This is a genomic window from Cellulophaga sp. HaHaR_3_176, assembly GCF_019021925.1.
Taxonomy (GTDB): domain Bacteria; phylum Bacteroidota; class Bacteroidia; order Flavobacteriales; family Flavobacteriaceae; genus Cellulophaga.
Genome location: NZ_CP058990.1, coordinates 2,755,302 through 2,768,470 on the forward strand (window position 1 = coordinate 2,755,302; position 13,169 = coordinate 2,768,470).

Genomic DNA, 13,169 nt, shown 5'->3' on the forward strand with positions numbered 1-13,169 from the left:
AAATCACTAATTTAGTTGTATTACACTATCAATTTTGAAAAAACAAATATATTACATCGCAATTGCAGTTACTATATGCTTAATCATTGGGTTTTTATCTAGTTTTGCTACAAAATCATCTATTGTAGACTGGTACCCAACGTTAAACAAACCTAGCTTTAACCCTCCTAATAAGATTTTCGCTCCTGTATGGAGTGTTTTATATGTTATGATGGGCGTTGCTGCTGGTATCGTTTGGGCAAAAGGTTTTCATCACCGATGGGTTAAAACAGCATTATACCATTTCATTTTCCAACTCTTATTTAATGCTTTATGGAGTATTATTTTCTTCGGATTAAAACAACCGCTTTTAGCTTTATTTGTAATTATAACTTTATTAATTTTAATAGCATTAACCTTTAAATGGTTTAAAGTCGTAAACAATACAGCGGCATATCTATTAGTACCATACATACTTTGGGTACTATTTGCGACCGTTTTAAACTTTAAAATATGGGAGCTTAATTAATTCTCCTCTAGCATTTCTACTAATTTTTTCATTGTTTTAAAATTACGAGTAGTTGCTTTAACTTTTAATTTTTTTTCAAAAAAATTATTATTACATTTTGCTTTACCATATCCGTTTTTACATATTAAATAAATGCAGTTTTCTTTTAATATAAAAGTTTCGTTTGGGTAAGATTCTGACTTTAATTTTTTACTCAACTCAATTTCTGGAGCATCTTTTAGAATAACAAAATAATTATTCTTATTGTCTAATGTTTCTGAAGAAACAAAAGGAGCTTCATTCTTTATTTTAATAAAATCTTTTTTTGTCAACAGCATTAAAGGAACTACAAACCTAAATGTTTCTACAATTGCATCTCCTATATTTTTTTCTAAAACTAATTTAGATGTTTCTACACTACTGAATACAACATTTCCACTTTGTATATAGGTTTTTATATTTTCTAAATTAAGACGCTCTAACATCTGTTTTAAATCAGACATTAAAACTTTTTTTTGCCCAGATACATTTATACCCCTCAATAACAAAACATAACTATTCATTTTATTGAATTTAAAACATTAAAATTTTTAAAAATACCACCCTTGTTTTGATTAATTCTTAATTTCTTGGCCTTTATTTATTATATTAACATAGCATTTAAGTTAACATCTGTTTTATGGAACAATATATTTTAGCTTTAGACCAAGGAACTACAAGCTGTAGAGCTGTTATTTTTGATAAAAAAGGAACTATTATTTCTACCGCTCAAAAAGAGTTTACACAATATTTTCCAAAACCTGGTTGGGTTGAACATGACCCTATTGAAATATGGTCTTCGCAAGCAGGTATGGCTGCTGAAGCCACTACTAAAAAAGGTTTAAATGGAACAAACATAGCATCCATAGGTATAACAAACCAAAGAGAAACTGTTGTTGTTTGGGATAAGCATACTGGCAAACCTGTTTATAATGCTATTGTTTGGCAAGATAAAAGAACATCTGATTTTTGTGATGAGTTAAAAAAGCAAGGAAAAGAGAAAATAATTAGAGAAAAAACAGGTCTTGTAATTGATTCTTATTTTTCTGCTACTAAAGTAAAATGGATACTAGATAATGTTAAAGGTGCTAGGGAAAGAGCTGAATCTGGAGACTTAATTATGGGAACTATAGATAGTTGGTTAATTTGGAATATGACCAAAGGAGAACTTCACATTACCGACGTTACCAATGCATCTAGAACTTTAATTTTTAATATAAATACTCTAGAATGGGATGATGAACTTTTAGAATTAATGACCATTCCAAAAAGCATGCTCCCAGAGGTAAAGCAATCTAGTGAAGTATATGGGTATACAAGTCCCAATTTCTTTGCTGTAAAAATTCCAATTTCTGGTATTGCCGGAGATCAACAATCAGCACTTTTTGGGCAAATGTGCACAAAAAAAGGAATGGTAAAAAACACATATGGTACTGGTTGTTTTATGCTAATGAACATTGGAGAGAAACCAATTGTATCCGAAAATAATTTGCTAACGACTATAGCATGGAAAATAAATGGAAAAACACATTACGCATTAGAAGGCAGTGTGTTTATAGCAGGTGCAGTTGTACAATGGCTTAGAGATGGTTTAAAAATTATTAAAAAAGCTACTGACATAGAAAAATTAGCCGATTCTGTTGAAGATTCTGAAGGAGTATATATTGTTCCTGCTTTTGCTGGTTTAGGTGCACCACATTGGAACCAAAAAGCACAAGGAACTATTTTTGGACTTACAAGAGGAAGTACAGATGCCCATATAGCAAGAGCATCTTTAGAATCTATTGCTTACCAAACTATGGATATTTTAAAAGCAATGGAAGCAGATTCTGGAATTCCTATAAAAGAGCTTAGAGTAGATGGTGGAGTTACCGTAAACGATATGCTTATGCAATTTCAGGCTGATGTATTGAATACAGAAACAGTTAGACCTAAAGTTGTTGAAACTACTGTAATGGGGGCCGCTTATTTAGCAGGTTTAGCAGTTGGATATTGGAAAAATATGGATGAAATTCAAGAAATTTGGCAAACTGATGTTCATTTTAAACCTACAACCGAAAGAAAAAAGATAGAAGAAGGCAAAAAAGGCTGGTATAGAGCCATTAAAGCTTTAGAGTTTTGGTCAAATAATTAAACTAATTACTATTAAATGACACCATTTATAGCCGAAATTATTGGCACTTTTTTTCTGATCTTACTCGGCGGAGGCGTTGTCGCAAATGTTGTTTTAGAAAAAACAAAATCGACAGACCCTGGTTGGATGGTAATTACCACTGCTTGGGGGCTTGCCGTTTATGTTGCTGTCGTAGTTGCCGGCCCATATAGTGGAGCTCATTTGAATCCTGCTGTTAGTATCGGGTTAGCTGTTGCCGGAAAATTCCCCTGGTCAGATGTACCAAGCTATATTATTGGGCAATTTATTGGTGCTATGTTGGGTATTTCAGTTGCTTTTTTAATATATATCGATCACTTTAAAGCTACAGAAGATGGTGAAATAAAAAAAGCAGTTTTTTGTACTTCTCCTGCTATTAGAAAAACCTCATCTAATTTAATTAGTGAAATTATAGGCACTTTTGTTTTAGTGTTTGTTGTGCTTTATTTTACAGATGCTACTTTATCCGAGCCAGAAACTATTATTGGGTTAGGATCTTTAGGAGCTCTACCTGTTGCCCTTTTGGTTTGGGTAATTGGTTTAGCGTTAGGAGGTACTACTGGTTACGCTATTAACCCCGCAAGAGATTTAGGCCCAAGAATAATGCATGCTATTTTACCTATTAAAAACAAGGCTTCTAGCGACTGGAAATATTCTTGGATACCTGTTGTAGGACCTATTATAGGTGCTTGTTTAGCTGGCGCACTTAGCTTGTTACTTTCGCAATAGCCTTAGCCGCAATGTAAGCCCCTGTCCATGCATTTTGAAAATTAAAACCCCCAGTAATGGCATCTACATTTATAACTTCGCCCGCAAAAAACAAATCAGTAACAATTTTACTTTCATAGGTTTTAAAATTCACCTCTTTTAGGTCAACTCCTCCTGCTGTCACAAATTCCTCTTTAAAAGTGCTCTTGCCATCTACAGTATATTCTCCTGCAGTAATTTCTTTAGCTAATTTTTGAAGTTGAATTTTAGTGACATCTGCCCATTTCAGAGCATCTGAAATATCGGATGCTTTTACTAAATTTATCCATAATCGTTTTGGTATAGCTACAGCATTCGTTCTCAAAACAGTTTTTTTACTTTCTACTTCTTTTATTTGAAATAAAAGTTGCAACAACCCATCTTCATGATAATCTGGCAACCAATTAACTCTTATTTTAAACTTATAATTCCAATCACTCAATTCGCGAGCTCCCCAAGCAGATAGTTTTAAGATTGCAGGTCCGCTCATTCCCCAATGTGTAATTAAAAGAGGCCCTTCAGATTCTAATATTGTTTTTGATGCGGGTTTACTCTTTAAATTAATAGTAATCTCTTTACTACCTATGCTTTTAGCCAAAACCTCAACAACTGCATGTGTAGCAACACCCGGTATATTAGTTATACGCTCATCTTTAATATTAAATGTAAATAACGAAGGAACTGGTGGCACTATTGAATGCCCTAATTTTTTTAGCAGCTTCCATATTTTAGGATTACTACCTGTAGCTACAAGAAGTTTTTTAGCATAATATTTTTTCTGAATAGATTCCACCATCCAACTATCAATTGAATTTTCTTCTATTTTCTGAATATCTACAACAGAGCTATTTCTAAGAACCTTTATTCCCAAATGCTCAACTTCTCTTGTAAAACAATCGATAATAGTTTGTGATGTATTGCTTTCAGGAAACATTCTACCATCTTCCTCAATTTTTAAAGCTATACCTCTTTTTTCAAAAAACCCAATAGTATCACCACTACAATAGGTATGAAATGGCCCTCTCAATTCTTTTTTTCCTCTCGGATAATTTTTCACCAATTCATTAGGGTCAAATTCCGCGTGAGTTACATTACAGCGTCCACCGCCAGAAACCTTAACTTTCGTTAAAACTTCTTTTCCTCGTTCAAGAATAGCAATTTTTAAATTAGGGTTAGCTTCTGCGATATGAATTGCAGCGTAAAAACCAGCAGCACCGCCACCAACAATAAGTACATCAAACATTTATTTAATTCTTTCTGGGTAGTTCGTAAAAACACCATCTACCGCAATTCTTTTCATTTTTAATATTGCTTGAGGCTCATTTACTGTCCAAGGAAATATTTTAAAACCAGCTTCTCTTATTGTATTTGCTATCTCTAAATTCAATTTTTCATAATCTGGATTTATTGCTACAGCGTGCAATTCTTTTGCTAGTGGAATAGCATTTAATGGGTTTTCATCTTCAATTAGAACAGCTATACCTATTTTATTATTTGCCTTGCGCATTACTTTTAACTCATCCCAATTGAAACTTGAAATTAGAAAATCATTTAATTTCCATCCCTTTTCCTCAATATATTTTCGAATAATAGCATTTACATCTTTCGCTGTCCCCGCCCCTTTTAACTCTATATTCAAAGGTACTCTTCTATCTATAACATCAATAACTTCTGTTAATAATGGAATTTTGTGATTGCCAGTTACAACTAATTTATTCAATTCTTCAAACGAATAATCTTCAATGTTACCTATTCCGTTTGTTAACCTTTCAACAGTATCATCATGAAAAACGACAATCTCACCACTAGAAATTTTAAAAACATCAATCTCAATCATATCAACATTTAATACTAATGCCTTTTTAATAGATGTGATTGTATTTTCAGTTTCGTGCCCCATAGCACCTCTATGACCAATAACTAAAAACTTTTCTTCTTTCTGCATACATGAAAATGTTGTCGTTAAAATTAAAACAAACAGTAATTCTTTCATCTTAATTTATTTTAACTTAAATATAAATGATTCTAATGTATGTAAGTGAATTGAAAAATGACCAATTCCGTTAGCATCAATATACAGTTTAGGATTTTCTTCTCCATACAATTGATCTTCCAAAAGATATGTTCCTTCTTCTAGGTTCCATTTTTCCACCATTTCTTGAGGTACCTTTATATCTAATTGATATTCTTTCGATCTATCAAAATTACTTAATATGATAAGCCTCTCATCACTTGACCATCTACAAAAAGAAAACACCCTATGATCGTAATTTTCAGTATGATCTTTATTGTAATAGTGGATTTCTTGATATTCGCCCATTAAAGCATCACTTTGAATAGTAAAATTTAATAAACGCTTATAAAAATCTCTCAAAGCCTTTTCTTGGCCTGTAGACTGGCCTCCGTCGAATTTTTTATTATTTACCCATCGCTGTAGGGTAGGCACACCTATATAATCAAAAATAGAAGTGCGACTTGGACTACCAAAACCAGCTTTTTCTGCTGCTGGCTCACCTAGTTCTTGCCCAAAGTAAATCATTGTTGGCGATGTACTAATCGTTGCAGAAATTACCATTGCAGGCATTGCTATTTTAGCATTTCCTGCAAATTCAGGACTTGCTATACGGTGCTCGTCATGATTTTCTAAAAAATGAAGCATGTTATGCTCAATATCTTTCATGCCTCGCTGTACCGTTTCAATATGATCTGCCCAGCCATGACCTTCCATTATTGGTTTTAAACTATCATACAACTCTACTTTGTCATACAAATAATCCATTTTACCCTTATGAATGTACTCTCTATATAAACCAGGGTTATACACCTCAGCAAGTATAAAAGTTTCTGAATTTTTCATTTTGATATTAGAATTCATGTAGCTCCAAAATTCAACAGGAACCATTTCTGCCATATCATACCGAAAACCATCAACCCCTAATTTCAACCAATAAAGAGCAATATCTTTAAATTTCACCCAAGAGCTAGGCACATTTTTATCTGACCAAAATTTATAATGATCTTTATAATCTCTGATATCATAATCATCAGGCAGCCTATCAAAATCATAGGAACCATCTGGCCTAACACCATAATTTATTTTCACCGTCTCATACCAATCATTAAAATCTGGTTGTGCTAAACGTGATCCATTCCCCGTCCAACGTGCAGGGTTTTCAACATATTTCCCTTCTGGCAATGAATAATCTTCTCCTCCTAATGGCTGATAACCATCTCGCCATTCTGGAATTTTGAATTCTTCATTAGGAACGTAGTAAAAATTGTTATCTCTTTTGTATTCAACCAATGAATCATCAGAAAAACCGAAAGGTTCTGAACCTTTCGGTGTAGATTTACCTTCATAATTACGCGCCACATGGTTAGGCACTATATCTATAATAACTTTTAAACCTGCTTTATGAGATCTTTTAATTAAGCTTTTAAACTCTTCTAATCTTTTTTCTGGCTTATCAGCTAAATCAGGGTTTACATTGTAGTAATCTTTTACTGCATACGGAGAACCTGCTCTACCTTTTACTATTGCAGGATCGTCATTCGAAATTCCGAATTGCGTATAATCTCGAATTACATCATGGTGTGGAACACCTGTGTACCAAATATGTGTAACTCCTAAATTTTTAATTTCTTGAAGTGCTTTTGCTGAAAAATCTGAAAATTTACCAACACCGTTTTCTTCTATAGTTCCCCATGGTTTATTTGTAGTATTCGTATTGCCGAATAAACGAGTAAAAACTTGATAAACAACTTCTTTCTTTTTCATTTTACTTTATATTCTAATTAGAAATAGAAACTGTATTGTTCGGTGAGATTACAACGCGCTTACCATGTACACGTATAGAAGTTTCGTCTTTACCTTCTAACTCAAATTTAGTTTCGTTTTGAGAAACAATAACTTTTAAAATTCTATCTCTAAAGTTAATTTTAAACGAATATGCACTCCATTGTTTTGGAATTTTAGGTGTAAAAGATAACTTATCATCTACAATACGCATACCCCCAAAACCTTCAACAATACTCATCCAAGTGCCTGCCATTGATGTTATATGAAGTCCTTCCTCTACTTCTTTATTATAATCATCTAAATCTAACCTTGATGTTCGTAAATAGAATTCATACGCTTGTTCCATTCTATTTAACTTTGCTGCTTGAATACTATGCACACATGGTGATAATGAAGATTCATGAACTGTAAATGGCTCATAAAAATCAAAATGTTTTTCAAGCTCATCAATACTAAAATGATCTTCAAAAAGATAAAAACCCTGTAAAGTATCTGCCTGTTTTATATATGGTGATCTTAAAATACGGTCCCAACTCCATTTTTGATTTATAGGCCTATCTAACTTAGGAAGATCTGCTACGGTTATTAATTCTTTATCTAAAAAACCATCTTGCTGTAAAAACACATCATGCTCTTTTGAATATGGAAAATACATACCGTCTGCTACTTTTTTCCAATCATCGGTTTCAATGTCTGAAAGTTTAGCAGCACCTACAATTCTATCATAATCTTCAGAATAGCCATCTTTTACCTTATCAAGCTCCTCTAAAGTATAGTTAATACACCATTTAGCTAAGTAATTAGTATACCAATTATTATTTACATTATTCTCATATTCATTAGGGCCAGTTACTCCTAATATTACATATTTATCCTTTTGGGTTGAAAATGTAGCTCTTTGATGCCAAAATCGTGAAATACCAATTAAAACCTCAAGACCCATTTCTGGGATGTATGTATAATCACCTGTGTAACGATAGTAATTATAAATCGCAAAAGCTATTGCTCCATTTCTATGAATTTCTTCAAAAGTAATTTCCCATTCGTTATGGCATTCTTCTCCGTTCATGGTTACCATTGGGTACAATGCTGCCCCGTTAGAAAAACCTAATTTTTGAGCATTCTCAATTGCTTTCTCTAAATGATTATATCTATACTCTAAAAGGTTACGAGCAACATTTCTATCTTTAGTTGCCATGTAAAATGGTATACAGTATGCTTCAGTATCCCAATAAGTACTACCTCCGTATTTTTCACCAGTAAAACCTTTTGGCCCTATATTTAAACGTGAATCTGTACCTAAATATGTTTGATTTAATTGAAAGATATTAAAGCGAATACCTTGTTGAGCTTTTACATCACCATCAATTGTAATATCACTCATTTCCCAAATTTTAGCCCAAGCTAATTTTTGCTTTTCAAGTAAAGCATCAAAACCTAAATCTGTCGTTTTTTTCAAAACTGTTTTAGCTGCTTTTAGTAAATCTCCTTTATCATGATTTCTATCAACAGTATAACCTCCAAATTTATAAAGTGCAATGGTTTCTCCCTTTTTTACTTTTTGAGTATATTGATGTTTTATTACTAATTCTTCTTTTACCTCTGAAGGGTTTTTATCTAAAATTTTATTGTTATACAACACCTGCGATTGCATAAACGTACATGTCGCAAATTCGGTTTTCATGGTATGAGCTTCAATGAATGCTTGATTACCATCTGATGAAATTGAAGTTGTATTCCAGAATTTATCATCCCAGTTGCTATCTTCATTCTGAATACTACTATCTAAAAAGGGCTCAAAAAGTATTTCTGCATCCGCATTTACAAGAATTACTTGATATTTAATGGCTCCAATCTCATTAATATTTAAACTCAAAAATCGCGTAGCTTTTACTTGTATTTCAATATCATTTTGTAAAATTGTATTAAAAGAACGTTGATACCAACCCTCTTTCATATTCAATTCTCGTTTATAATTAGAAATTGATTTACAGGTGTTTAAATCTAAAACTTCTCCACTTATCTGTATCTTAATCCCAATCCAGCTCGGTGCATTTAAAACTTTAGCAAAATACTCGGGATATCCATTTTTCCACCAACCAACACGAGTTTTATCAGGGTAATATACACCTGCTATATAACTACCTTGAAAAGTATTGCCACTATATGTTTCTTCGAAATTAGCACGTTGCCCCATTGCTCCATTTCCTATACTAAATAAACTTTCAGAAGACTTAACGTTTTCAGAGTCAAAACCTTCTTCGATTATAGACCATGGGTTTTCTTTGATATAATCTTGATTCATTATTTTAAATTGATTTAGGAATATTTAAGATAGAAAAGATTCTTATTTTTAAGATAAAAGTGTTTTCAAAAAACTAAAATCTATCTCCGTGAAATTTTTGAAATTGTATTTTGCTGCTGTTAAAATTGAAGAGTCACCAATACCTATACTAACCATATTTGCTGCATTCGCAGCTTGAATACCTGCTTTTGCATCTTCAAAAACCACACAGTTATTTGCAGAAATACCTAATTGCTTAGCTGCTATTAAAAATACTTCAGGGTCTGGCTTTGCTTTTGTTACATTATTACCATCAACAATAGCATCGAAATAATGTAATAAATTAACTTTTTCTAATATTGGCTTTGCATTTTTGCTCGCAGAGCCTAAAGCAATTGGAATGTTTTTATCTTTTAAAAATTGTAAAATTTTCGGAACATCAGGTAAAATTTCTGAAGCATCCATTTTTTCAATATAGGCTAAGTAATCAATATTTTTTTCAACCATCCAAGTATCAAATTGCTCTTGGGTAGCTGTAATATTACCTATATCTAATAAAATTTCTAAACAACGCTTTCTACTTACTCCTTTAAAAAGTTCATTTTGTTCTTTAGTGAATTCAAAACCTAATTCGTTAGCTAATTTTTTCCACGCCAAATAATGGTATTTAGCAGTATCAACTATTACCCCATCTAAATCAAATATAAACCCTGTACTATTCATTTTTATTATTTTACAATTCTAAGAACTGACAACTAAAAAACAAAAAGAGACTGTATTAAAATTAGTTATTTGTTGACTCTCGTTCTATTATTGTTGGCTCCAACACTTCTGTTCTGTACGTTTCTACTTCTTTATCACTTTCTATTTTTTCAATCAACATTTTTGCAGCAACTTCTCCCATTTGGTCTCCATGTTGCGCTACTGATGTTAATGTTGGGTTAGAAAACTTAGACAGAATACCATCTGTAAAACCAATAAAAGCGATGTCTTCTGGTATTTTTAAACCCATTTTCTGAGCTAATCGCATACCGTGTATTGCATAAATTTCATTCACACATAAGACAGCATCTACTTTTTGATTGTGTAAAAAATCTTCCATTTCTTTACCTTCTACGCTGTTCATTGAAGGTAATTTAAGAATTAAACTTTCATCAATTTCTAAATCATGTTCTTTTAATGCCTGAAAATAACCATCTGCCCTATTCTTACTCACACTCAAATAATCTTCAGTAGCAACCAAAGCAATTCTTTTTCTACCGTCTTCTATTAACTTTTTAGTTGCTCTAAAAGCACCATCCTTATCATTTATTAAAACTTTATCACAAGCAACTTTATCTGTCACCCTATCAAATAAAACTAAAGGAATACCTTGTTCTGTTAACTCTATTAAATGATTATAATCACCATTTAATTGTGTATCTGAAGATAACGACATAATAAAACCATCAACACTGCCATTGGCTAGTATTTCCATATTTATAACCTCTTTATCAAAAGACTCATCTGAGACACAAACAATTACATTATAACCTTTTGTATTTGCATACTTCTCTATGCCCCTAAATACAGTTGTAAAAAAATGATGTACAATATCTGGAATTATTACTCCAATATTCTTAGTCTTCTTATTTTTAAGGCTAATTGCTATGTTATTGGGTTTATAGTTATATAACTTCGCAAAAGCCTGTATCTTCTCTTTAGTATCTCTACTTATCTCTTCACTATTTTTTAAAGCTTTAGACACTGTTGATATCGAAACTTCTAATTCTCTGGCTATATGTTTTAATGTTATTTTCTGTTTCAATTGAAATTTATGGTTTTAATATTACGATATCAGTTTAAATATGTTAATGTAAAACATTAATAAAGAACCTTAAGAACTTTTTCTTAATTTAACAAAAACAGATGTTTTTTATTCCTTTATACTTAAAAAAAATACACTTTATTATCATTACAAATTTTCATATTGTTATTTTTCAACCCTTTTTATTAATAATCATTATTTACTGCATCATTAGCTAAAAAACCCTTAAACAACAAAGTTACTAACACGAAACCGTTTTCGCAAAATATGAAGAAAGTACCACACAGACTTTTTATGTTATAAAAAAATCAGTAACCAGAAATTATTTTTGATATTAAACCTTTTCATGGTAGATTAGGTTTTTTTTAAGAGATCTTATAAAAGACTCTAAAAATATCGCGTTAAAAATAAAATTGGGTTAAATTTCTCATTAAAATTAATTAGAAATTAAAAAATCACATACAACAATAAAAAACCTTATTCAATAACGAAAAAGCTCAAGTTTATAAAATAATAATATGAAAATAATAACACAGGCATTAGTGGTTTTAGTTCTTTTTTTAAATTCTTGCAAAGAAAAAGAATCTGTAGTAATAACTACAGAAGAATATCATTCATCAGTAGATAAAATAACTACCATAATGATTCATGATATATTTTCACCACCTGTTGCCAGCAGAATTTTTGCTTACCCAAATATTGCTGCTTATGAAATAATCGCACAAAATAACAACGACTACAATTCACTCGTTGGTCAAATAAAAGATTTAGAAGCAATACCTAAAGCTGAAAAACAAGGAATCAACTACCAGATGTCTGCTTTAATTGCCCATATGGATTTAAGCAAAAGGTTAATTTTTTCTGAAGCTAAAATGGAAGTACTAAGAGATAGTTTATATCAAGTTTGGGAAACTAAAAACGATGTTGAATTTAATGACTCAAAAGCATACGGCCTAAAAGTTGCTGAACATATAGCCGTTTGGATGAATAAAGATAATTACAAGCAAACGAGGACTATGCCAAAGTTTACGGTAGACACTGATGACGAATCTAGATGGCAGCCAACACCACCAAGTTATATGGATGGTATTGAACCTCATTGGAGTAAAATTAGAACTTTTGTTCTTGATTCCGCTAGTCAATTTAAACCTGTTCCTCCTCCTGCATTTTCGATGGATAAGGATTCTCAATTTTATAAAGAATTGATTGAAGTATACGATGTAAGTAAAGAAATGGAGCAGAAAGGAGATACATGTGAAGAAATAGCAATTGCACAGTTTTGGGACTGTAATCCTTACGTATCAGTTACTCAAGGACATTTAATGTTTGCTAAAAAGAAAATTACCCCTGGAGCACATTGGATAGGGATAACAAAAATTGCGAGTAGAAAAACAAATGCTGATTTTGATAAAACTGTTTTTGCTTATACAAAAACATCAATAGCTATTGTTGATGCTTTTATTAGTTGCTGGGATGAAAAATACAGAAGCAATTTAATTAGACCTGAAACACTTATTAATAAATATATTGATGAAAACTGGAAACCCGTATTACAAACTCCTCCGTTTCCTGAATATACGAGCGGCCACAGTGTAGTTTCAGGAGCAGCATCAACAGCACTTACGAGTGTTTTTGGAGAAAACTTTGCTTTCGATGACGACACTGAAGTTTTGTTTGGCTTACCAATTAGAAGTTTTAAATCTTTTGATCAAGCTGCAGATGAAGCTGCAATTAGTAGAATGTACGGAGGCATCCATTACCGTGCGGCTGTTGAAGTTGGAGTAGTTCAAGGCCGAAAAATAGGCAAGCTTGTAGATGAAAACCTAAGCATGAATACAAAAAAATAAATATTAG

General features: G+C 31.9%; 11 protein-coding genes. 4 read left to right on the forward strand and 7 right to left on the reverse strand.

The features are described from left to right. Window positions 1-34: 34 nt before the first annotated feature. On the forward strand, window positions 35-508 hold the full coding sequence (locus tag H0I23_RS12160; protein WP_216783564.1) for a TspO/MBR family protein: 474 nt from the start codon (window positions 35-37) through the stop codon (window positions 506-508). Here the strand turns inward: H0I23_RS12160 and H0I23_RS12165 are convergent. Continuing rightward, window positions 505-990: a DUF1697 domain-containing protein gene (locus H0I23_RS12165; protein ID WP_254073601.1), complete on the reverse strand. Its 486-nt coding sequence runs from the start codon at window positions 988-990 to the stop codon at window positions 505-507. The genes H0I23_RS12160 and H0I23_RS12165 overlap by 4 nt on opposite strands. A gap of 176 nt (window positions 991-1,166) precedes the next feature. Between H0I23_RS12165 and glpK the strand changes: the two genes are divergently transcribed. Further along, on the forward strand, window positions 1,167-2,660 hold the full coding sequence (gene glpK / locus H0I23_RS12170; protein ID WP_216783566.1) for a glycerol kinase GlpK: 1,494 nt from the start codon (window positions 1,167-1,169) through the stop codon (window positions 2,658-2,660). 15 nt (window positions 2,661-2,675) lie between these two features. Beyond that, window positions 2,676-3,407, forward strand: a complete 732-nt coding sequence (locus H0I23_RS12175) for an MIP/aquaporin family protein (protein WP_216783567.1) — start codon at window positions 2,676-2,678, stop codon at window positions 3,405-3,407. Here H0I23_RS12175 and H0I23_RS12180 read toward each other — a convergent pair. From H0I23_RS12180 to H0I23_RS12205, 6 genes are all read right to left on the reverse strand, one after another. Then, window positions 3,385-4,668, reverse strand: coding sequence for an NAD(P)/FAD-dependent oxidoreductase (locus H0I23_RS12180; RefSeq protein WP_216783568.1), 1,284 nt, complete (start codon window positions 4,666-4,668; stop codon window positions 3,385-3,387). The two genes, H0I23_RS12175 and H0I23_RS12180, sit on opposite strands and share 23 nt — an antisense overlap. Then, window positions 4,669-5,418, reverse strand: a complete 750-nt coding sequence (locus H0I23_RS12185) for a glycerophosphodiester phosphodiesterase family protein (protein ID WP_216783569.1) — start codon at window positions 5,416-5,418, stop codon at window positions 4,669-4,671. A gap of 6 nt (window positions 5,419-5,424) precedes the next feature. Beyond that, the gene (locus H0I23_RS12190) at window positions 5,425-7,203 is read right to left on the reverse strand and encodes an alpha-amylase family protein (RefSeq protein ID WP_216783570.1); all 1,779 of its coding nucleotides are present in this window, start codon (window positions 7,201-7,203) and stop codon (window positions 5,425-5,427) included. Between the two features lie 13 nt (window positions 7,204-7,216). Beyond that, the gene (locus H0I23_RS12195; RefSeq protein WP_216783571.1) at window positions 7,217-9,529 is read right to left on the reverse strand and encodes a glycoside hydrolase family 65 protein; all 2,313 of its coding nucleotides are present in this window, start codon (window positions 9,527-9,529) and stop codon (window positions 7,217-7,219) included. 48 nt (window positions 9,530-9,577) lie between these two features. After that, window positions 9,578-10,231 (reverse strand): beta-phosphoglucomutase, encoded by a 654-nt coding sequence (pgmB, locus tag H0I23_RS12200; RefSeq protein ID WP_216783572.1) that lies wholly within the window; start codon window positions 10,229-10,231, stop codon window positions 9,578-9,580. Between the two features lie 61 nt (window positions 10,232-10,292). Continuing rightward, window positions 10,293-11,315 carry a LacI family DNA-binding transcriptional regulator gene (locus tag H0I23_RS12205; RefSeq protein WP_216783573.1) on the reverse strand — a complete coding sequence of 341 codons (1,023 nt, stop codon included), beginning with the start codon at window positions 11,313-11,315 and terminating at the stop codon, window positions 10,293-10,295. Between the two features lie 518 nt (window positions 11,316-11,833). Here H0I23_RS12205 and H0I23_RS12210 point away from each other — a divergent pair. Then, window positions 11,834-13,162, forward strand: coding sequence for a vanadium-dependent haloperoxidase (locus H0I23_RS12210; RefSeq protein WP_216783574.1), 1,329 nt, complete (start codon window positions 11,834-11,836; stop codon window positions 13,160-13,162). The last annotated feature ends 7 nt before the right edge of the window (window positions 13,163-13,169 follow it).